The following is a 22,643-nucleotide window of genomic DNA, read 5'->3' as shown; positions in this document are numbered from 1 at the left end:
GCTTTCGTGCCGCCGCCCTTCTAACCAATGATTTACGTAATAAGGTTTCTGAATTAGTCCCTCTCAAGATAATCCGTGGCCCCGTACAGGTCATTAAATCCTTTCAAAAAAGACCTGGCCCGGATCAAAACAGCCTCGCCGAATGAAAGCGGGGACGTGTAAATCTCAGATGTTTCGGTGGGTTCGGTACCATCGGTGGTGAACCTGATCACCGCGGCGGGATCGTCACAGGTGATCGCGACCGACAGGTTTTTGGCATCCATTGTTTTTGCGCTTTTCAGAATATGCGTCCTCAATAATTTCGAGCCGATCACCTTCTCCCGCCATTTTGCCTGGATGCCGATTTGCCGGGTATCAATTGCTTTAAAGCCCAATGCAACAGCAGGCGAATGGTTTGGTACATTGAAATTGTGATTTTCAATATCCCTGAAAAGCGGGTCTGCCACCAGGCTATGCATATCCAGGCCTGCCGCCTGTAAGGTATCCAACTGTTTTTGCGCATTTTCAGCCGATTTTTCTGAGAAGTAGAGATTATTGTCAATCAATGCATCCGTCAGGGGCGAATTTTTCCGGCTATAATAAAATCTGAAATCCCTGCCGACCCCGTCGTAAAAGATGTTGTTTTGAATGCGTGTCCCCGTATTCGGGCCACGACCGAAGATCACATAAGCCCACTCGTCCCAGCGCTCGCCGTTTCGGTTGACCGGGTAGATATTGGCGAAAATATTGTTCACATAGCTGTTGTCGTGCTTGTGTTCTACCGCGCCGTAAACACATTTATAGACGATGTTTTCTGAAAACAATGTTTGTTCCTGCAGATCATCCGGGCGCAGCGCAGTTTGCACACCGGCACTGAAAATGTCGTGGATAAAATTCCGGCGGACCACATTCCCGGTTCCGGCACCCGACAGGTAAATCGCGTTACCATCCCCCATTGTTTCGACTGCGCTGAAAATTTCATTGTCCTTCAGCACATTGTTACGGGCGTGCAGGTACGGATAAAAAAGCGCCGTCCTTTCGGTGCCTTTTGCGTACCCGTCGGCCATCGCGTTTTTGTGGGCCGGGCTGATCTCATGCCATCTGATGGCCTTGTACCCTTCCCCATAGCGTGCATTGCTATAGTTAAAATCGCGGCTCCCGCTGACGGTAATGCCAATAAACGGAACGTGGTGCACCAGGTTATTGGTAATCACATTCTTGCCGCTTTGCGCCAGGTAGATCCCAAAACCAAACCAATACTGCTGCCCCACATGATGGATATTGTTGTTCAGTACCTCATTGGATTGGTTCACATCCTTCGTCCCCGGCCCATAGCCGCACAGTGCTATACCATGTTCGCCGACATACTGAATATGATTTCCTTCAATGCGGTTATTGCGACAATGCAAATCCAGCCGAATTCCGGCAGTCCCGCCATTTTTGAAATCACAACCTTCCACCACGCAACTTTCGGCGCCCCGCAGGCGCAGCATGGCATTGCCCTGGTCTACCGCCGACCAATCGTGCTGAAACCCGCGTTCCTGGTTGGTCCAGGTGTAGCGGTCATTGTTTACAAATATCAGATCCTTGAATATCAATCCGGTAACGGGAATGTCGGCAGGCTTGTCCTCTGACATTTCTCCGTTGATCAAAAACAATTCCGTACAAACAGGGGTCGAAATGTTTTTAGGCTGCCTACCATCCAAGGGCCATAACCACAGCTTCCCGGTCGAGTTGTCAACTGCCCACTCACCGGGCTTGTCGATGAAGGCAAGGCTGTTTTCCAGCCAGCAGGTCTCTGTAATGTGATGCGCTTCCAGCGACCACTGCGGCTGCGGGTCCAGCGGGTATGTTCCGCCGACAGCCGTTTTTACAGTTCTGGTTTGTGCATTTACACTTTCGACCGGCAGGATATTCATCGTCCAGGCAAATGTCGGGCGGATCAGCACCTCTACGCCCCGGCTGTTTTCCCAGGTATCTATCGGGAAGTTTTCAGACAGGATCAATGTTTTGTTATCCGCCCCTGCTTTGTTCTGAACGGGCATAAATCCCTCCGAGCGCGACCTGGGAAGTGCAATCTCATCCTGATAAAGCATTTTAAAATCCCACCCCTTTTTCAAATCTACATACCAAACATGGCCTTTTGCGCTTTCAGGCAAGAACTTCGGATCCGTGTCAGGCTTTTTCCAATTGCCTAAGTGCTCTGATCCCGTGATCGTGACCTTTTCTCCCGGATAGGCACGGTAAGTGATCTTAAAACCATTTTTTGCTGCATCTTTTAAATCAAAAACCACGGTTTTGCTGATCGGGTAAGTCCCCGATCTGAAATATACCGTGACATTTTCCCGCTGCCCGGACTCGATTTGTCGCCTGACTGCCGACTTTGCTTTTTCGATTGTCCTGAAAGGTTTTGCCTTGGTCCCGGGATTTTGATCGCTTCCATTTGGGGCAATGTAAAAATCAAGTGCTGGCAAACGGAAAGAGATAAAGGCCAGAAAAAGGCAGAGAACAAAACGTTTCATTAAAATTGGTCCTGGTTTTTAAAATGCTGAAATCATTGTTTCACAAACTTGTAGCTGGTCGTTGCGCCGGAGCCCTGATGCCGGATCACATACATTCCCGGCTGAAGTGCGGCTGTGCTGAGCACATGCACATTGGTCCCGGCCTGGTCTTTCACTTTTTTTGTTGAAACCGGAATCCCGTAGCTATTGAGTATAATGATCTCCGCGGATTCATCCTGCGAGGCTTTATAGGACAACTGCACCGTAGTTCCGGCTGGATTCGGGTAAGTGTTGAATTGCCTCAACTGATTGAAGTCGGCGGCAACGATATTGGTGTAGGTAACCATTCCCGCATCGTCCACCCCCTTGATCCTGTAATAGTTATGGCCTGCCAGCGGGGCCTCGTCCGTGAATGTATAGCGTGACTGACCAGCAGCCTCATCTATTGCAAAAACTTTTCCGACGGAATCAAAAGTACGCGCATCCGGAGAGCGCAATATTTCAAAGTAGCTGTCGGTCTCAGCCGTCACAGTGCCCCAGTTCAGCAATGCCGTCTGGCCCGACCTGGATACTTTCAGCGGAAGAAATGTGACCGGAAGTGTGGGTGAAGTGGTAGTCATTTCCAGCTTTACCAGCGCCCCGCCCCAGCCATCGGCAGGAGAAGCGTCGCTGAACCGGAGGTAGATCTCGTGATTGGCGTTCAGGTATGGGGTCAGGTCGAAAGTGTGAGTACCCAGGTTGCTGCCATCGTGAATATCCGCTGGCGAGCGGGTTATCTCCGTCCAGGTAAAGGGGTCCGGTCCCGCCTGTACCAGGTAGTTATTGTACATCGTGAGGTCTACGCTCACGCCGGTTACAGTGGGATCAACCGAAAGTTTGTAGATGAAATAATTGTTCAGGTCCGCATAACGCGAATGGTTGCCGAAATCAAAGCTGGAAAATCCATAATCATACAGATGCAGCTGCTCGCCTGCCGCATCCGCTGTCGGTTCAATGGTGATTTCGGTAAAATCCTTGTATTGCTTGCCCAGGTAATCAGCATACTGGAGATAGAGATCGACCAGTTCTTCGGGTGTTACCACCTCGAAATTGGTCGGGAAAGTGTTCAACTGGGAAACGATATCATTCACGCTCATACTGGAAACACTCACATTGAAAAACGCCGGCTTACTTCCGCTGTAATTCTTGATGTTGGGAAGCTCGGTGATATCATAGGTTTTCATAAAAGCCTTACCGCAGGCGATCATATTGGCGCTCGCGTTGCTGGCCACCGACACATCGCCCACATTGTAACCTACCAGCACCCCTTTCGCCTTCTGCAGATAACTATAAGGCAAGGCCTGTTTGAAATCCTGCCACAAGGTGCGCACCACCCGCTGGTCGGTCTTCAGCATATAGGCATCGCTTTGATCAAGAAAGGCTTTACGGCTTGCCAGGGGCATAATCGGGGCAGTATAACCCACACCGGAGACGGGTGTTACAAAGTTTGAATTTTCGATATTCCCGTAATAATAGGCTGCCACCGTCGGGTTGAGTTCATTGACCGTGCTCAGCATTTCCCAGCCCAGCGGATAGTCGGTGCGCAAGGCATTGTCAAAACTGTTTGGGAAAATCCGGTCGAGGAAGGACATATTGTCGCCATCGGTGCGGGTGACGGACACATACACTTTGGCAGGATCGAAAGTGAGGCTGCGACGTGGCTGGGCGGGAAGCGTCGCCAGCGGAAGTCCGGTACTCCAGCTGAGATTGAAGGTCTCGTAGGTCACGGTCACGAACTTCCCTTTCGAGGTAATCTTTTCCACAAAACTACCTTCGTCCGACTGCAGATACCACACGCCGATCACGGGGGAATTGGCGGGTGTCAGGTCCAGGAATGCTTCTTCCATGGCCAGAATCGCTGACGTTTTCGTCCCACGGTAATTGTTATACGTAAAGATCTTTTGTGAGATGATATAGTCCAGTGTGCCCAGACAAAAATGGGACAGGTGATGGGTGATATCCGTCCGCATATCGGGCGCCAGGTTGGTCATTGCCCAGGTGTACAGCCCCAGCCAGTCGGAAGCCAGTGTTCGCGAATCGGCAAGGATGGGCAGCGTTAATCCGTAGTTCGTGATCAGTTCGTTGCGCTGCGCTTCGGTCAGGATCACGGCATGATGCTTGGCCGCCAGCATGGCAGTGACATTGATCTTGGCCAGGTTATCGTCGCTCACCTGAAAGCCGGGAGGGTAAAAACCGCCCGAAGGATAACTGAACACTGCGGGATCGTACAAAACACACCCGGCTACGTCGGCGGAAAAATCGTCGATCAATGTATAGATATTGGTGTACTCGGTCTTGGTATAACCCGTCAGCTTGTCGAGCCAGAATTGTGTGGAAGTGCCGCTCACCGCTTCTACCAGCCCGTTTCCAACAACGAACATACGGGGCGTGGTGCGGTTGACATTGCCCTGCAACGACATCACCGTGAATATTTCCGGAAAAGTTTTGCCATTGATATTCACGTGGCTGATCGTCGTGGACGGTACGGCGGCGGCTCTCGGAAAAATCGTTTGAGCAAGAGTAACGGTGCTGCCCGCCACCCATAGCGCCAGGCAAAAAAGCAATCTAAAAGTTGGTTTCATAGTGATTCAGGTTTGATCAGGACAAAGTGTCAGCGGTCCCCGGAAAAAGCTCCGGGGCAATTGTTGCAATCATTATTTTCAAAACTTCCCGCTAATACCCGGGGTTTTCGGGGCCTAGTTTGGGGTTATTGGAAATCCTTGCGGGGGTGATCGGGAGATAGTAATGCTTTGCCTGGAAACTGGCCGGGCTGCCCGCCATCACATCATCGTTAAATTCGATCTTGAACTTGCCGGTGGTCATATCATAAAAAGTATAAATGCCGCTGAATTTGCGCGTGATCGCACTTTCTGCAATTCTCCATCTCCGCAAATCCCACCAGCGAATGTTCTCAAAAGCAAGTTCCACTTTGCGTTCCTGGCGAATATTGTCCCTCGTAACAGTTGCCAGTAATTTAATGCCCGCCCGCGCCCGGATCTGGTTAACGGCATCCAATGCTTCTTCCGGTTTGTTCAGTTCAAAAGCGGCTTCGGCAAGGTTCAGCAGCGTTTCGCCGTACCGGAACACAATGAAGTCGACCGACGTTTTACCCTGATCGACAGGTATCAACTTATCATCCAGGTATTTTTTGACATTAAAACCGGTCATCTGGCCCCCGGCATAGCCCCCCGCCGTAAACGACCGGCCCTGCGCGGCGCGGCCTTCATAAAATCCGCTGGTCACCTTGGTACCTTGAGGCGTAATGATCCCGCCCCAGTTTTCGATGGCCTCGCCTTTCCACATATCTCCTTCATAGTAAACGGTGGCGAAAAATCGCGGGTCTTTTTTAGCGAAAAGTTCCGACAGGTTCCAGGGCTTGCTGGTCGCCAGTGCGCGGTCGAGCTTGCCGGAAGTCCCATCCACATTTTCAAAAGATTCGACCATTTCGAGGTACACGGCAGTATTTGCGCCACCCCAGCCCGGGCAAAATTGAAAGGGCGACATAAAGAGGTCGTAGTTGCTGCCCACATTCACGCCCGTCAGCTGTTTGGAAAAAATCACTTCGCTATTGTTCTCATCCAGAAACAGTTGCCGAAAGTTCTCGGATTTTTGACCGGGCAACTTGTTGTACAAGGCAAATGCTTTTGAATCGATGATCTGTTTGGACGCGTCATAGGAAGCCTGCCAGAAACGCTGCGCCTCCGTGGCCGGGATGCCCACCAGCCCGTCGATTTCCACTTTGCCCCAGGTCGCGATACTGGCGGCAAACAATGCAGCCCTGCTTTTAAGCGCCAGTGCCGCATATTTGGTCGGATAGCCTGCTGCGGAATAGGATGCGGGCAAATCGGCCGAAACCGCGTCCATTTCATTTAAAATAAAATCATACACCTCCACTTCCTTATTTCTGGACACAAACAGTTCTTCTTCGGGGTCATCGATTTGCTGTGTCCGCGTAACCAATGGTATCCCGCCATATCTTTTCACCATATTGAAATAAATCAGTGCGCGGGCATAACGAATCTTGCCTTTGAGCTGCTTTTTCAGGTCCTCTGAAACCACCGTGGTTGTTTCTATTTTTTCCAGGAATTCGTTCGTTTTGCGGATTGTGGCGTAGGGCCAGAGTTCCAGTAAGCCGCCGTCCTTGTTGAGCAGCCCCGCCTTCCATTGAAAAAACAGCGGATGCCAGCTGCGTCCCTGGCGGCCCTCGTCGGACAAGCCGGATGTGGGGTCCACTTCTTCGAAACCGGAGCCGTCGCGTACCAGAAAATCCATATCGGCATAAACCCCGTCGACGTAGGCATTGATCAGCACGGCGTCATTCCACACTTTGTCTTCAGAAATAATGTTAAGAGGCGCTTTGTCCAATACCTGATTGCAGGAAACTGCTACCCATGAAAGGAGTACGGCGAGTATGTATGTCAATTTCATGATCGTGATTTTTGAATTATAAATTCAGGTTGATACCTACGGACATCGTTTTCTGGATCGGGTAGCTCCATCCTCTGGTTGCATCGGGCGACTCGGGATCGAGCCCGTACTTTTGCAGCGGGTTGAATGAAAGCAGGTTAGCCCCGGTAAAGAACAACCTGGCCTGGTCGACCCCAAACCGTTTCAAAAAGCTGGCGTTGACCGTGTAACCCAATTGAATGTTTTTCAAGCGTACGTAAGACGCATTTTTATACCAGAAATCGGAGTTCCAGTTGTTGCTGAGCTGGCCGAGTGTCTGCCTGGGGATGATCGCGTTCCGGTCGTTGTTTTCGGGCGTCCATCTTTCTTCCCAGATCACCTTATAAGGCGTCCGCACACCGTCCAGGTTGATATTCCCTGCCTGTAACTGCACATAATAAGCGGCAGACCCCTGAGCCAATGCGCTGAAATCGAATTTCTTGTAACGGAGGTTTACATTTGCGCCGTACATGATATGCGGGGTCCCGCCGCTCCCGATATTGGTTACGTCCCGCCAGTCTACCATACCGTCCTTATTAAGATCCACAATTTTGATATCACCGGGATGGAGCGTCGTATTGCCTTTTCCATCCATATCGTATCCCAGCGACTGTATCTCCTCTACAGACGTGAACAGGCCGTCGGAACGGTAGGCATTGTAGGAGTCCGTCCATTTGCCGGTCAGTTGTTTGAGCCGGATGTCATCGGGATCGCTGTATGTTACCTCGTCGTAATGCACCCAGCGCGATCTTGAATAAGACACATTGCCGCTGATGTCGTACCTCAGTCCACCCGCATTCCCTCTGTGGCCCAGCATTACCTCGAAGCCGCGCGTGCGCTGGCTGTTGATATTCTCACTGGGAAGTGACGCCCCGAAAGTACTGGGCAGCGATGCCACCCGTGTGCCGAGCATATGGTCGCGAAAACGGGAGAAAACATCCATTTCGGTATAAATCTTTCCGCCGAATAGGGAGAGTTCAAGACCCACATTGGACAATGTCATGGTCTCCCAGGTAATATTCGTATTGGCAAGCCCGGTCGTGGCCAGGCCCGGTACTTCTTTTTCGCCCACGACATTGAAGTCTGAGAATTGATAGCCGGTCAGGTACTGGAAGGCACCAATGTCATCGAAGCCGGTTTGACTGATCCCGCCCCGCAGTTTGAGGTTATCCACCCAGCGCACCTTGTTTTTAAAAAACGATTCCTCCGAAATGCGCCACCCGGCGGAAACACTGGGAAACAATCCCCACCTTTTTTCTTTCGGAAAATTGGGGGAGCCATCGTACCGCATGGTGACCTCGGCGAGGTACTTGTCTTTAAATCCGTAGTTGAGCCTGCCTACGAAACTGGCCCTGCCGCTCACGGTCGCGCTGCCGTTGGCCTGCTGGTTGGCCGTCCCGCCGGCGAAAAGCTGGTCGATAGCGCTGGTAATGTAATTTTCGCGGTAGGCTGAGAAATTTTTGTTGTTGTAATCGATCGCCTCAAAGAGCAATAAACCATTGAAGGCGTGCGCATTCCGGAATGTATGCTCGTAATTCGCGGAGAGCTGGCCCGTAAATACCTGGTTGGTCGTGTACGCCTGGCTGAGAGAAGTAGGCGAAGATTTTCCGTAAAGCGTGTATTTGTCGGCCGTGTAATCGTAATCCCAGATATCATTCTGTTTCGTCCACTTTTTATCCTCCTGCTGAATCTGGAAGTAGTTGGCACGCAGCCGCAGGCTCAATCCTTCGATTTCTTTCACATTGTAATTCAGCCGGGCCGAACCATTGACCGTTGTTTTGAAAACCTTATAATAACCGCCCAGCTCTTCATGCGTATTGATGATCGCATTAAACGGCCCCGGACTAATGTGCGGCACTTTGGTGGGGTCCGGGAAAGAGGAAGGAGAAGTGGGCGTACTGTCGAAAAAATCCATCCAGAACCATTCTTCGGAAGCAGGCCGGTTGGACTGACGAATATTTTCGCGGATAGCCGAAAGGTCCAGCGACAAGGTAAGCCTGGAAGTAAGGTTCACATCCACATTGGAACGCACATTGAAACGCTTGTATCCCGTGTTATCTCCTTTGAACATGCCGTCCTGGTTTACATAACCCAGAAATGTGTAGTACTTGACCTTATCCGTCCCGCCGCTTACGGTAAAATTGTATTGTTGCTGCGGCGCATGTTTCCGCATGATCTGGTCGAACCAGTTGGTGTTTGGGAATTGCGGATCGTTGCCGGCATAGTACTTGGCAATATCGGCTTCCGAATATTTGGCCGCATTGCCGGCAATGCCCGAATTCATCTGGATTTCCCGGTACAATGTGGCGTATTGCCCGGCATTCACCGGCTCGGGGAAATTGGTATAAGACTGGCTGGTCAGCGTGGTATTCAATGTGATCTTCGGTTTTCCGGTGGAGCCTCTCCGGGTGGTTACCAGTACCACGCCGTTTCCTGCCCGGGCACCATAAATCGCCGCCGAGGCATCCTTCAGAATTGAAATAGACTCCACTTCATTGGGATCAATGTTATTGAAGGGCTGCTCGGTACCATCCACGATCACCAGCGCACGCCCGAAGTTCCTGATATTGATATTGGCCTGATCAAACCCCGGCTGACCGCTGGTTTGCTTGGAGACCAGCCCGGGGAGGCGGCCAGCCAATGCATTGGCCAGGCTCGCTGCGGGGGATTTAACAAGATCCTGGGTTTTGACTGTCGCGATGGACCCGGTGACACTGGCCTTTTTCTGGCTTCCGTACCCGACTACCACCACTTCTTCCAGCGCTTTGTTATCGGCCAGCAGCATAATATCCATGGTAGTTTGATTACCGATCTGCACTTCCTGGTGCAGATATCCGACATAGCTGAACACCAGCGTGCCCTCCTCGCCAGCCAAATGAAGGCTGTATTTTCCAGTGATGTCGGTAATCGTGCCTGTCTGCGTTCCTTTCAACACCACGCTTACCCCCGGGAGTGGCTCATTTTTTTCATCGGTAACGGTTCCGGAAATGGTTTTTTCCGCACTGGCCGCCCTGAGTTCCTGCGCGGCCGGCACATTGCCCTGGTTTGTGGCAGGAGGAAGCGCGGCGGCTTTCGGAGCGTCGCCCTCTGGTTTTCTTTCAGGCGGCTTAGGGGCTGTGATGATCACGAACGACCCGCCTTTCTGCTGGACATATTGCAAGCCTGCGGCAGGCAATATCCTTTCCAGATTGGCCTCAAGCCTGTCCTGCCAGTTCACCGAGGCAGGTGCCACCATCCGGTTTTTCACCGCACGGTCGGCATACAGAATGTCTACTTGATAGTGTGTTTTGAACCGGCTCAAAACATCCGACAATTTCAGGCTGGCGGACTGACCGGCACTTTTTACTTCCTGGCTGGGCTTCATGGCCAGCGTCTGGGCGGGGCATCTCGTGAGCCCGCAAACCAGCACCAACAGGATACCTGGTATTATTTTCATCATACTAATTGGGTTTAGGAATTACTCAGATACTTCACTGGGCGAAAAAGTCACGCGCTTTCCGTCTATTTTATATTGAATGTCAAGGATTTGCGATATGGAGTTGATCAGCTCGACGTGGTCCAGTGCCTTGAAGGAGCCTGACACCGTCAGGTCGGCGAGTTCGGGCTGTGTTATTTTAACGGTCAGGTTATAGTTCGTTTCGAGCAGCCGGGCGATTTCGGTGAGAGAGGTTTTGTTAAAAACAAACCGTGATTCCTTCCAGGTGGCGTATTCGGCGGGCTTGTCGAAACGGTTTTGGCTGATACTCCCTTTGTCAAATGTCAGGCGGTCCCCCGGTACCATCAGCATTTCCCGCTTTTTGGCTCCATTCTGCTGCTGTACCCTTACTTTGCCCTTACTTAGCAAGACCTGCGTTTTATCGGAGCGGCTGTAAACGGTAAATTCCGTCCCCAATACCACCACATCCACTGCATCTTCGGTTTTGACGACAAATCGTTGTCCGTTTTGCTGGTGCGTCACTACAAATTCCGCCTCCCCTTTCAGATGTACTTCCCGGCTGTTGGCACCAAACCCCCAGCGCGGCACGGTCAGTACGGAATTTGTGTTGAGACTTACCCTGCTGCCATCGGCCAGTGTCCATGATTTGATTTCCCCCGGCGCAGTCGAAAGCTCACGGTACAGGATCTGTTTCTGAAAAAACCAGCCGCAGGCAACTGCCAGCAATGCGATACATGCAGCGACCAGTAGCGCAAGTCTCCTTCTGCCGAATCCGGGTTCCGGCCCGGAAACATATTCCTCCCCGGCAGACAGGATGTTTTTTCTGAACCTTTCGATTCCACGCTGCACATCGACGGTATATTGTGGCCGGGCCAGCTCCCATTCCACCAGATATTTGTAAAAAAGCTCTTCATTTTCCGGCAGCCGGGCCCATTCGTCGATCTGCTGGCGCTGGATGGCCGACGCGTTGCCCCGGAAGTGGTCGAACAGTAATTCCTTGGTGATTTCAGGATTCATTTTTTGTATTTTTTTAAATAGCTCCATTTTTCAAGCGCACTCGCAAGCAGTAACGTGGCAGCGCTACGAGAAAGAAAGCATCATCAGGAGTGAGATAAACCATTTATTTTTAATCATCGAGCGAACCGTCTGGCGTGCGCGGTAAATCTGGACTTCCACCGTCCGAACGGAGATATCCAGTTCTTGGGCAATTTCTTTAAAGGATTTTCCTTCGAAATTGAATTGCAGGTAAATACTCCGTCGCTGCCGCGGCAGACCGTTGATGATCTTTTCCAGGTCCTGGTACAGCTCTTCATATTGGGTGATCTGGTCGGGGTGCTGGGATTCGCTGCCGATCACATCGAAATGGTCTTCCATCGGCATTTTCTTCGCCGCCTCCCATTTCAGATAGTCATATCCTTTATTCCGCACGGCCCTGAACAAGTAAGCGCGGTAAGAAGTAGCGATCTTGTCGAAGATCCGCTTGGCATAAAACTGATAGAAAATATCCGAAACAATGTCCTCGGCGATTTCACGCGAGGCCACAAACTTGATGGCATGGGTGCAAAGCGGCTGGTAGTACCGGCTGTAAAGCAATTCGGTGCCCAGCTGGTAATTTTCCAGTAATGTGGCCCTGATAAAAAACTCATCGTCCTGATGCTCCGAACCATCGGCCTCTTTTTCCTCCTCTTTGTTTACTGCCAACAGCTGACTTGAAACCTGGTCTGCGCTACGGTTTGTGAGTGCCTTAAATTTCATACGTAAAAAGAGGACAAGAATTTATTAGTAAACTTCTATTCAAAGTATACTTACAGACTAGTAAGCACGTGTACACTACTTACAGTAAATGCAGATTTTTTTTAAATATTTTTAGAATGCTGTACCGGCCCTGATCAAGCCCGGTCGTGGCGCGCAAGGCTTTTGCCATCAGCACATTTAAGGCAAAAGTCTTCTCATGGTTTTCCTCTCCCAACGCAAAAGTTGGTACCGCTGTTGACCCCTTACATATAAACAATTGATAACCAGGCAAATTAGTTATAGCCAGCAGTACCATATATCCATCTAACCGTGGTACCTTCACACGGAGACGTTTCAGCCATCGTGCACCGTCCAAAACCAGCGAGCTGCCGGAACCAAGGCAATGAAAAATAGACGGTCATGGATAAAGCAGTAAGGATATTGCATCTCGAAACCAGCACTGAAGATTCGCTTGCGGTCCGCAATGCGTTATGGAAGAACCAGCACACATACCAGCTATTCGTGGTAACCTCCCCGACCGACTTCCTGGCATCCTTATCCACCTTCCTACCCGACGTTATTCTTGCAGCCCACCCTACTCCCGATTTTGATATGCACGAAGCACTGGCCCTTTTCAAGGAAACCGGGATGAGGATACCTTTCATCGTCCTGGCTGGAATAGGTTCAGAGCCAGCGGCAATCGCCCTGGTCGGTCAGGGCGCCGATGACTATATCGTAAAAGACCGGCCTGGCAGGCTACCGGTTGCCATCGAACAGGCTTTACGAAGGTTTCGCCTCGAAAACGAGAGACAAATTTCCAATGAAGAACTTGTCGTCAGCGAAAACCGCTATCGCTCGCTGATTGAAAACAGCGCCGACACAGTGGTAATTCTTGATCAGACGGGAAAACCAACCTATGTTTCGCCATCTGTCAGCAAAGTATTGGGCTATTCCCAGGCAGAGATCATGCAGATGGATCTCGCTGCTATGATGCATCCGGACGATCTGGCACCAACCGCGCTGATTCTTGAGAAAGTGCTTGCCAGTCCGGGCGTCCCGATCAAAGGACATACCGGCAAAATGTTGCATAAGGATGGCGGCTGGCGGTGGATAGAGGCAGTAGTGACCAATTGCCTGGATGATCCGGCTGTGAACGGGATCGTCGACAATTTTCGGGACATCACAGAAAGAAAGCTCTTGGAAGAAAAATATCAGCTTTTGTTTGAGACAAGCATGGATGGAATCCTGCTCACAACGAAAAATGGGAAGGTAGTAGCCGCCAACCGTTCCGCCTGCGAAATTTTCCAAATGAGCGTGGATGAGATAGTCTCAGCAGGAAGAGACGGCCTGGTAGACCTGAACGACCCGGCCTTGGGCAAGTTATTGCGGGAACGGGATCTTGCCGGCAGGGCAATCGGAGCACTCACATTGAAACGGAAAGACGGCACAACATTTCCGGGTGAAATATCCTCTACGGTGTTCAGTGACACCTTTGGAACTGAAAATACCGCCATGATCATCCGGGATATCAGCCAAAGGAGGGCTATCGACATGCAGCTCTATGAAAGCGAGCAATTCAACAAGGGCATACTCTCTTCGCTGACCTCACACATCGCCGTAATCAACAGTGCAGGGACAATTATTGCGGTCAACAAAGCCTGGGACGACTTTGCAAGGGCAAATGAAGGGCTCCCGCTCGCACGGACTTCAACGGGAAGCAATTATTTCGCGGCTTGCGAAAAAGCAATTACAGCAGGGGAAAGTGATGCCGCCAGGGCCCTCGAAGGAATCCTGTCCGTGTTCAAAAAGGTTGTTCCGGTCTTCGAGCTGGAATACCCGTGCCATTCCCCGACCGAAAAGAGATGGTTTATCCTCCATGTCATGCATTTCGGGGACGATGAAGCGAAGGTGGTCATTTCCCATCAGAATATCACCGCGCTCAAAGCCACGGAAGAAAAGCTTTTGCTGAGCCAATCCAGATTGAACGAGGCGCAGGCCATCGCAAAAATCGGAAGCTGGGAGGCCGATCTGAGCACATTAAAACTATTCTGGTCAGAAGAAACCTATCACATTTTTGAGGCAATCCCCGAGGATTTCAGTCCTACTTACCAGGGTTTTTTAGCGCTGATCCACCCCGATGATCGCGAAATGGTAGATCTCGAGATCCGGAACTCGATCACTGAAAATAGTTCGCATTGTGTCGAGCACCGCATTGTCACGGCCAGCGGACTGGAAAAAATAGTGGAAGAACGCTGGCATATCGTCAAAAGCGAGCAGGGGAATGCCCTTCGGGCCAGCGGCACATGCCAGGAAATCACCCAGCGAAAAAAAACCGACGAATTGATCATTGCCTCCCAGGCCAATCTGAATGCGATCATTGAGAATACGGAGGCATTTATCTACTCCCTTGACAGGAAGTTCAACTACATTACTTTTAACAGCCGGCTTGTGGAAAACATGAAAAGCCTCTACGGCGTTACCATCCACCCCGGCTACCCTATTTTCGACTTCATCGGCACATTTGACCCCGATGGCGCCGAAGAATGGCTCGAAATTTATTCAAGGGCGCTGGAAGGGCAGACGGTAAAGTTCGAAAAGAAATTCCAAGCGAACGGATCCAATACATACACCCACTTTTCCATCAATCCCATTTGGAAAGAAAATGCCGTCATCGGGTTGTCGTGCTATGTTCATGACATGACAGAAGAAAAACAATCCAACGAAAGAACCAGGTTTCAGGCGAACTTACTTGATACCATCGGGCAATCGGCGATTGCCACCAATCTGGAAGGGTCCGTCATTTTCTGGAATAAGGCGGCAGAGCAAATTTATGGCTGGAGTGCCCAGGAGGCTTTAAATAAAAACATCATGGACCTCACCCCGGCCAGAGAGTCGCTTGCCAAGGCCGGAGAAATAATGACGATGCTGAAGTCAGGTAAGGCATGGTCCGGGGAACTGATGGTCCAGCGAAAAGACGGAACGCATTTTCCCGCATCCATCACCAATTCGCCTATTTACGACCAGTATCATCAATTTACCGGTATCATGGGTATCTCGTCAGACATCACAGAAAAAAAGCAAACACTTTCTGCCCTTGAGGAGTCGGAACGCAATTACAGCAGCCTCTTCCATTTAAGCCCGCTGCCGATGTGGGTCTTTGACCTGGAAACCCTGCGATTTCTGGATGTGAATGACGCTGCACTATGTGCTTACGGATATACCCTCGATGAATTCCTGTCGATGACGATCAAAGCAATCAGACCAGAGGAGGACATGCAGAAGTTGGACGAGATCCTGGCGTTGGAAAATTCGGGCGGGCAAAAATTCATTACCCGGGGAATATTCAGGCACCAAAAGAAGGATGGCACGCTGATCCAGGTTGACATCCAAAGCAACATCATCACTTACCGGGGCAAGTCGGCGAAAATTGTCATCGCCAGCGATATGACCGAAAGGTTCAACTACATCCAGGCCGTTGAACAGCAAAATACCAAACTTCGTGAGATCGCCTGGATACAGTCGCATGTAGTGAGGTCCCCGCTCGCCAGGATCATGGGTATTATTCCGATGATCAAGGACATAGATACCTACGCGGAGGAGCGGGAAACCATGCTGGAGTATTTGCTCATTGCAGCAAACGAGCTGGACGATGCCATCAAAACCATCTCCGATAAAACCAAAAATACAGAACTGGGCCGGTAATCGTACTGGCAACGATATCTTAAACCGCTGCCGGAGCGATCATCTGCGATGATTCCCTAAATCCCGCTGTTAAAGTAAATCGTAAAACGGCTCCCTTCACCTGGCTCGCTTTCAACCAAAATACTGCCGCCCGAAGCATCTACAATTTTTTTGGTCAGGTATAGGCCAATGCCGTACCCGTCCACCTCGGTCTTCAGCCGGGCATATTTGTTGAATATCTTCTCAATATCCGGTTTCTGCATACCTACACCGTTATCCGAGACCGACAGCGCGATCCCCTCAGCATGGACAGAACTCTCGATCATAATAACAGGTGTCTTTTCCGACCTGTATTTCAGGCTGTTTGCGACCAGGTTGTAAAGAATACTCCGCAGGTTTTTCTTGGAAAAATTGAGTTCTCTGATCTCCAGGTTTCTGATGATCGAAGCACCCGTTGATTTAATACTGCCATTCAGGCCCCACTCGATGTTATCAATCAGTTCATCGAGATCATTTTTTTCAATGGTCAGCGCATCATTTTCAATTTTGGCCACTACCGCGATTTCCCTGATCAGGTCACGAAATTTTTTAATGGATATATCAATCATCGGCAGAAGTTCCCTTAACTCCGCTTCCGTAGTGTCCTCAGCGGTCAGTAACGAAATGCACCCTTCGATGTTCCCCAAAGGCTCCAGCAGGTCATGGGAAGCGGTATGCACAAAATTATCAAGATCGGCATTGATGCGCATCAGAACCTCGTTTTTCTTGTCCAGCTGACGCTGCACCCGTTTTAGCATGGTAATATCGTTGAAAGTAATAATCAATCCACTGGCCCGCTGATCGGCCTGCCGCACGTACGGCATGGTCATCACCTGGAACCAGCTGCCGCCATGGGTCTCAATTTCCCTGGTGATTACTTTTTCATCAACCAATACCTGCCTGATGTCTTCGAAAATGGTTTCGAGCTTAAAATTTGTCGAAATATTGGCCAATGGCCTTCCTATGTCACTTTCCTGCAGATTGACAAGCTGGACCGCCCCGGGCGAAAACCGCATGACGCGGAGCTCACTGTCAATAAAAAGCTGTCCGTTGATATTGCTGCGGAAATAGTTGTTGAGGTCATCGTTGAGCTCCTGGAGCTCCTTATTTTTAAGTTGGTAATCCACGTTGATCGTATGCAATTCTTCATTGACCGATTGCATTTCCTCATTGGTGCTCTGCATTTCCTCATTGGCCGAAAGCAACTCTTCATTGAAGGACTGCATGTTCTCATTGAGCGCGTAGAGCTTTTCATCCGAGGCCAAAAGCCTCTCCTTGTATTCCCGATTTTCCCTTTCCAGGCTTATTGTATAACTGTTAAAATAAAGCGATTCATCAAATACCTGGTCGGTTGCTTTTTGGAGATCGGAAGGTCCCCCTTCCTGAAAGCGTATCAAATAGCACCCGGTATTTCTACCCTTAAAAACCATCGGACTGATTTTGAGGCTTACTTCAATCACTTCTTCCCCGTGCCTGATCTTGATCCCGCTCACGGAGGTTGCCTGCCCTGTAGTGGCGAGCTGGTCCATTCCCGACTTGAAAACAACGGCCAGTGTGGGTGGCAGGAGCTCCATCAAATCCATCGTCATGATCTTCTGGAGCAGAAACCGGGATGTTTCCCCGTATGATTTCAGGATTTTGTAGTTTTGGTCAATGCATATGATCAGGCCCTCCAAATCCTTCATCAAGGTTTCATTGACGGCATCGCCCAATGTCCGGCCGATATTCTTGAACGTACCCTCAACGGGCAGAGTACCTGTGAGAGGCTTGTTATAGGAAATTTGCGGCAACGAAAAGGCGTCGAACCGGACAGCCTGATTTTCGTCCTGATTTTGGTAGACCCTCCATTTTTTATCGATGACAGCAAGGCTCTGCAGTATCGGGGTTGGGTTTTCACTTGACCCCAAGAACAGATACCCATGTTGCCTGAGACCAAACAGAAGCATGAGGTATATCTTCTTTTGAAGCACCGGTGTCATATAGATCAGCAGGTTACGGCAGCTGATCAGATGCATATTGCAGTAAGGCGGGTTTTTGACCAGGTCGTGCTGGGCAAATATCACCATCTTTCGGATTTCGGGATTGACCCTGTACTGATCGCCTTCTAAAATGAAAAATTTTTCCAGGCGCTCGGCGGAAATATTCCTTGTGACCGACGGACTATATAGGCCCCGGCTGGCTTGTGCAAGGGCCATGGTGTCGATGTCCGTGGCAAAGATCTTGACCGGGTGTCCATCGGCCTTCTCCCCGAGCTGCTCGGTCACCAGCATCGCCATCGAATAAGCTTCCTCGCCCGTGGCGCACCCGGCTACCCATACCCGGAGTTCCTGACCCGGATCCAGACTTTGGATAATAGCCGGGAACACCTCGGTTTCAATCGTGGCATAAGCCTCGCTGTCACGGAAAAATGCGGTGACGCTGATCAGAAAGTCTTTGGCCAGTGTCTCGATTTCCGCCGGATTTTCTTTTACAAAATCCAGATAGCTTTGCAGCGTGCCGAAACTTTGATTGGCGGCTCGTCTCTTGATCCTTCTTAAAATGGTACTTTGCTTGTAGTCGGAAAAATCAAGCGGCAACTGCTCGCTGATGAGCCCGATGATTTCATTCACGTTCTGTTCATCGGTCATGTGAGAGGCTACCAGGTCCAGCTCCCTTTTAACATATTCTTCAATAGCTGCTGGCATTGCTTCGGGCTCGAGAATGAAATCGACCATCCCGGTTGCAATCGCATTGGAGGGCATGCTGCTGAACTCGGCGTATTGGGGATCACGGGCGATCACAACGCCGCCTGATTTTTTAATCGCCTTGGCCCCGTCGCTCCCATCCGACCCAAGGCCCGATAAAACGACCCCGATAGCCCGCGGGCCACAGTCGGCAGCGAGTGATATGAAAAATTTATTGATGGTCAGGTAGGGCGTCCTTTCGATTGTTTTTTCGCTCAGGTACAGCACTTGTGCACTGATGGTCAGAAACTTATCGTTAGGGATCAGGTAAACTTGGTTAGGCAGCACCAGCATGCCGTCCTCGGCCTCCTGCACAATGAGCTTGCTGTGCCTCGACAGCAATTCAACCATCCTGCTTTTGAAATCAGAGGATAAATGTTGCACAATCACATACGAAACCCCATCCAAAGGCGTATGTTCGAAAAAGGTAATCAATTCTTCAAGCCCTCCGGCGGAGGCACCAATGGCTATGATATGGTGCGGCAACATGGTAGACATAATACCTTCGGTTTAACGTGAGATGAATTCCATCATGAGTGTGGCGCTTGATCGTCGTAAAGTAGCGGCGGTGTAATTGGTCGACGTTACGGGAATTAATTTGACAAGGTTAGCATTTAAAATTGATTTATAATTTATTGATTACTAAAGCCTGCTTTATATTCCGTGCGAACAGGATTCCGGCTAAGCCGGGCGATCTGGCAGTTCGTGTCGTTATTGTTTCAGGTCGCCAGGATCTCGCAACGGGCGGCCGTTTTGTTAAACAAAAGTGGTGTAAGTGGAATGCATGGGATACTGAGGCGTATATTGTGCCCGAGCAAGGCCCCTAAGCCCTGACCCGACCGCCCCGGGCAAACCGGGACTGGGTTTGGCATGCCGCAATGATGGACGATCCCGATAGACGTGGTCTTATAGTTACTGTTTAAAAAAGATAAAATAATGACATTCAATTGACAATAACCGTGATAGAAAAGGACAAACCGAGGCTGGCAAGACTCATCGCCATTCTGACCCAACTGCAGTCGAAGCGGATGATCACGTCGACGGACCTTGCCGAAAAATTCAATGTCAGCACCAGGACAATTTACCGTGATATCCGGACACTGGAAAGTGCGGGTGTGCCTGTTGTGACGGAAGAAGGAAAAGGATATCATTTGATGGAAGGATACCGCCTGCCGCCCGTCATGTTTACAGAAGAAGAGGCAAATGCGTTTATAACCGCCCAAAAGCTTGTATTGTTAAACAACGATTTGTCGCTGACGGCCAATTATGCGAGCGGCGTCACCAAAATCAAGGCCATCCTGAGAAACAATTCCAAAGAAAAAGCATCGCTTCTTTCGGAGCGTGTCGCATTCGAGGAAACCTCACATCAAAAAGTGTCCAGCAATCTTTTATCCGCACTGCAAATAGCGCTTACGAATTTCAATGTCGTCAAACTAGAGTATTATTCACCGGCCAGCGGCGAAACCACGACCCGGCTTGTCGAGCCCTTCGCGGTGATCAACCGTGTGGGGGACAGCTGGTATCTGATCGCATGGTGCCAGACACGCAGGGACTTCCGGCTTTTCCGCTTCGACAGGATCCAAAAAATGGAAATCACCCAAAAGACCTTCCCTCCACACCAAATCAGCCTGGAAGCATATCTTGAAAATTATAAAAGTAAATTCCGAGACCCCTGACATATGGCTGTCACCAGTAGCCGCTTGTTTCGTGCCATCACTTAAAAACGAGAAACATGAACAACAGCGAAGCAAAAAAAACACCATTGACCCCAGAAGGATATATGCCGGTCACGCCATGGATCATCTCACGCTCATCGGCGGAATTGATCGGGTTTTTACGGAGTGCTTTTGACGCAGAAGAAATCCCTTACAGCAGGATCACCAATGAGGAAGGGCGTATTATCCACGTGGTCGTAAAAATCGGTGAAGCGATCGTCATGCTCTTCGACTCGCGCGAGGGCTGGGCACCAACGCCCGCTTTTTTGAATCTTTATGTGGAAAATATCGAAACCACTTATCAGAAGGCGCTCGAATCCGGGGCGAAATCAGTGACCGATATTACATCGCTCTGGTTTGGGGAAAAGGTCTGCAGGATTCTCGATCCCTTTGGAAACCTCTGGTGGCTCAACGAGCGCGTGGAAGAAATCAGTTTCACGGATCCCGACATCGCGCAACGTGCATCCACCCCGGCAGCCCAGGAGGGGATCGCCTATATCCAACGATCGCTCGGCGAAGCATTTATTGCCCAAAAAGCCTTTTTTCAAAACTGAAATTCGCCCCCGGTCAATTCTGATTACCGGAGTTCCGAAAGGCAGAAGGGGACAATCCTGTCTTCTGCCTGAAAAACTTATTGAACGATTGCGGATGTTCAAACCCCAGCATAAACGCAATCTCTGCGGTGGTCAAAACTCCACCTGCGAGCATTTCTTTTGCCCTTTCGGCCAAACGGAGATGAATATGCTGCTGGGTCGTTTTCCCGGTAAGTGATTTCAGCAGATCCGACAAATAGCGCTGCGACACCTGCAATTGATCTGCCACTTCATGAGTAGTGGGCAAGCCGCTTACCAGGGCCTGCTGCTTTTTGAACCGCTCATTTAAATATATGTTCATCTGATCGATCAGGTCATGATGAAATGGCTTGCGGGTAAGGAATTGTCGGTTGTAAAAACGATTGCAATGGTTTAAAAGCAATTCAATCAGCGACACCAGCAGGTCCTGACTGAAAGCGTCAATGTTCGTGTGGAGCTCCGTGCTGATCGCCTCAAAAACTTTGGTTATGATTTTCTTTTCGCCTTCGGAAAGGAATAAGGCTTCCGACACCGAATAAGAAAAGAAGCCGTACCGATGAATGTGGGCGGCCAAGGGATGCTTGTAGAGCAAGTCAGGGTGAAAAAACAATGCGTACCCTTCATGTTCAGCCACATCAGCCGACAGCTCAACTAACTGATTGGGGCCAACGAAAGCGAGCCCTCCTTCCCGGAAATCATAGGAACCCGGCCCGTAGGTCGCTTTTCCCATAAAGCTGGATTTGAAGGCTATTTTATAGAAATGAAGTACATATTGACTCCCGGCGTCAGTCAGGTCAGGCTGATGTTGGTCGTAATTGACCAATGAAATCAGCGGATGGAGCGGCTTTGGTAAGTGAAGCCGCTCCATCAACGTGGTGATATTTTCAAAAACCATTGGCTGATTGGTCATAAATGTTTCCTGGTCCTGGCTGTAAAATTACGGCATTGTACCCACTTACCCCTGGACAGTCGGGCGTATTACAATATCCCCTACATCCACATTGTCGGGCTGGTCTATTGCATAGCTAACTGCCTCAGCGATCGCGACCGCGGGGATGGCCATTTCTGCCGCCCTTTGCTGAATCACGTTCCTGATTTCATCATTTTTGATATGGCTGGCAAATGGAGTGTCCACAAATCCCGGTGAAATACCGGTGACACGCCAGCGCCCGGCCGATTCCTGGCGTAACGCTTCGCTGATCGTCCGCACAGCATTTTTTGTTCCGGCATAAACGCCCATGGTCGGAACAATGCTAAGTCCTGCGGTAGATATCATGTTAATAATATGCCCCGATCCCTGCGTCTGAAAGATGGGCAGAGCGGCGGCAATGCCGTAGAGCACACCTTTCAGATTTACGTCGATCATCTGTTCCCAGCCCTCCACATCCAATGCTTCCATGTGATGGAGCTGGCTAATGCCTGCATTGTTGATCATTACATCCAGCCTCCCGAATTCACTGAGGGCCAACGCGGTAAGCCCGGCAACCTCGTTCTTTTTCGTTACATCCATCTGCAAACAGGCAACCTCTCCTCCCGTGTCCCGGATACGTCCGGCAACCGCGTTCAGTAAATCGGCCCTGCGGCCACCCAGCACCACTTTCGCCCCGCGGCTGGCAAGCAGCTCGGCGATTGCTTCGCCGATTCCGCTGCTTGCGCCTGTGATCGCCACTACTTTTCCTTCAATTCCGTTGCTCATATTGTCTTAGATTTGCTCATGCAAAGTTCTATCCAAATGTGCAGCCAGGTGTAGCCAGAAAGGTTCAATGTGTAGCCAAATT

General features: G+C 50.3%; 12 protein-coding genes. 3 read left to right on the top strand and 9 right to left on the bottom strand.

Features of this window, described 5'->3' with window-relative positions; genetic code table 11:
• Window positions 1-53: 53 nt before the first annotated feature.
• From AC1XUF_RS21640 to AC1XUF_RS21615, 6 genes are all read right to left on the bottom strand, one after another.
• Window positions 54-2,501: a right-handed parallel beta-helix repeat-containing protein gene (locus AC1XUF_RS21640; RefSeq protein WP_483343918.1), complete on the bottom strand. Its 2,448-nt coding sequence runs from the start codon at window positions 2,499-2,501 to the stop codon at window positions 54-56.
• Between the two features lie 32 nt (window positions 2,502-2,533).
• Window positions 2,534-5,101, bottom strand: coding sequence for a T9SS type A sorting domain-containing protein (locus AC1XUF_RS21635; RefSeq protein WP_483343917.1), 2,568 nt, complete (start codon window positions 5,099-5,101; stop codon window positions 2,534-2,536).
• 91 nt (window positions 5,102-5,192) lie between these two features.
• Window positions 5,193-6,947, bottom strand: a complete 1,755-nt coding sequence (locus AC1XUF_RS21630; protein ID WP_483343916.1) for a RagB/SusD family nutrient uptake outer membrane protein — start codon at window positions 6,945-6,947, stop codon at window positions 5,193-5,195.
• 16 nt (window positions 6,948-6,963) lie between these two features.
• Window positions 6,964-10,404 (bottom strand): SusC/RagA family TonB-linked outer membrane protein, encoded by a 3,441-nt coding sequence (locus tag AC1XUF_RS21625; protein WP_483343915.1) that lies wholly within the window; start codon window positions 10,402-10,404, stop codon window positions 6,964-6,966.
• Window positions 10,405-10,422: 18 nt separating this feature from the next.
• The gene (locus AC1XUF_RS21620; protein ID WP_483343914.1) at window positions 10,423-11,418 is read right to left on the bottom strand and encodes a FecR family protein; all 996 of its coding nucleotides are present in this window, start codon (window positions 11,416-11,418) and stop codon (window positions 10,423-10,425) included.
• A 63-nt stretch (window positions 11,419-11,481) separates the two neighbouring features.
• Window positions 11,482-12,156 (bottom strand): RNA polymerase sigma-70 factor, encoded by a 675-nt coding sequence (locus AC1XUF_RS21615; RefSeq protein ID WP_483343913.1) that lies wholly within the window; start codon window positions 12,154-12,156, stop codon window positions 11,482-11,484.
• Window positions 12,157-12,555: 399 nt separating this feature from the next.
• Between AC1XUF_RS21615 and AC1XUF_RS21610 the strand changes: the two genes are divergently transcribed.
• Complete coding sequence (locus tag AC1XUF_RS21610) at window positions 12,556-15,837, top strand: PAS domain-containing response regulator (protein WP_483343912.1); 3,282 nt, start codon at window positions 12,556-12,558, stop codon at window positions 15,835-15,837.
• A 56-nt stretch (window positions 15,838-15,893) separates the two neighbouring features.
• Here AC1XUF_RS21610 and AC1XUF_RS21605 read toward each other — a convergent pair whose 3' ends face one another.
• Window positions 15,894-19,076 carry a chemotaxis protein CheB gene (locus AC1XUF_RS21605; protein WP_483343911.1) on the bottom strand — a complete coding sequence of 1,061 codons (3,183 nt, stop codon included), beginning with the start codon at window positions 19,074-19,076 and terminating at the stop codon, window positions 15,894-15,896.
• Window positions 19,077-19,537: 461 nt separating this feature from the next.
• On the opposite strand from AC1XUF_RS21605, the gene AC1XUF_RS21600 reads away from it, so the two are divergent.
• On the top strand, window positions 19,538-20,254 hold the full coding sequence (locus AC1XUF_RS21600) for a helix-turn-helix transcriptional regulator (protein ID WP_483343910.1): 717 nt from the start codon (window positions 19,538-19,540) through the stop codon (window positions 20,252-20,254).
• A gap of 56 nt (window positions 20,255-20,310) precedes the next feature.
• Entirely contained in the window at window positions 20,311-20,847 is a 537-nt protein-coding gene (locus AC1XUF_RS21595; RefSeq protein WP_483343909.1) for a VOC family protein, read from the top strand.
• 13 nt (window positions 20,848-20,860) lie between these two features.
• Here AC1XUF_RS21595 and AC1XUF_RS21590 read toward each other — a convergent pair whose 3' ends face one another.
• The gene (locus AC1XUF_RS21590) at window positions 20,861-21,775 is read right to left on the bottom strand and encodes a helix-turn-helix domain-containing protein (RefSeq protein WP_483343908.1); all 915 of its coding nucleotides are present in this window, start codon (window positions 21,773-21,775) and stop codon (window positions 20,861-20,863) included.
• A gap of 45 nt (window positions 21,776-21,820) precedes the next feature.
• Window positions 21,821-22,561 (bottom strand): SDR family oxidoreductase, encoded by a 741-nt coding sequence (locus AC1XUF_RS21585; protein ID WP_483343907.1) that lies wholly within the window; start codon window positions 22,559-22,561, stop codon window positions 21,821-21,823.
• Window positions 22,562-22,643: the final 82 nt, after the last annotated feature.

It is taken from the genome of Dyadobacter sp. HNCC25DJ185, assembly GCF_056895195.1.
This window is presented reverse-complemented; position numbering and strand designations above follow the sequence as displayed.

Excerpts from the sequence above, each read along its gene's own strand:
- AC1XUF_RS21640 (WP_483343918.1), bottom strand. The coding sequence starts at position 2,501 with ATGAAACGTTTTGTTCTCTGCCTTTTTCTGGCCTTTATCTCTTTCCGT.
- AC1XUF_RS21635 (WP_483343917.1), bottom strand. The coding sequence starts at position 5,101 with ATGAAACCAACTTTTAGATTGCTTTTTTGCCTGGCGCTATGGGTGGCG.
- AC1XUF_RS21630 (WP_483343916.1), bottom strand. The coding sequence starts at position 6,947 with ATGAAATTGACATACATACTCGCCGTACTCCTTTCATGGGTAGCAGTT.
- AC1XUF_RS21625 (WP_483343915.1), bottom strand. The coding sequence starts at position 10,404 with ATGATGAAAATAATACCAGGTATCCTGTTGGTGCTGGTTTGCGGGCTC.
- AC1XUF_RS21620 (WP_483343914.1), bottom strand. The coding sequence starts at position 11,418 with ATGAATCCTGAAATCACCAAGGAATTACTGTTCGACCACTTCCGGGGC.
- AC1XUF_RS21615 (WP_483343913.1), bottom strand. The coding sequence starts at position 12,156 with ATGAAATTTAAGGCACTCACAAACCGTAGCGCAGACCAGGTTTCAAGT.
- AC1XUF_RS21610 (WP_483343912.1), top strand. The coding sequence starts at position 12,556 with ATGGATAAAGCAGTAAGGATATTGCATCTCGAAACCAGCACTGAAGAT.
- AC1XUF_RS21605 (WP_483343911.1), bottom strand. The coding sequence starts at position 19,076 with ATGTCTACCATGTTGCCGCACCATATCATAGCCATTGGTGCCTCCGCC.
- AC1XUF_RS21595 (WP_483343909.1), top strand. The coding sequence starts at position 20,311 with ATGAACAACAGCGAAGCAAAAAAAACACCATTGACCCCAGAAGGATAT.
- AC1XUF_RS21590 (WP_483343908.1), bottom strand. The coding sequence starts at position 21,775 with ATGACCAATCAGCCAATGGTTTTTGAAAATATCACCACGTTGATGGAG.
- AC1XUF_RS21585 (WP_483343907.1), bottom strand. The coding sequence starts at position 22,561 with ATGAGCAACGGAATTGAAGGAAAAGTAGTGGCGATCACAGGCGCAAGC.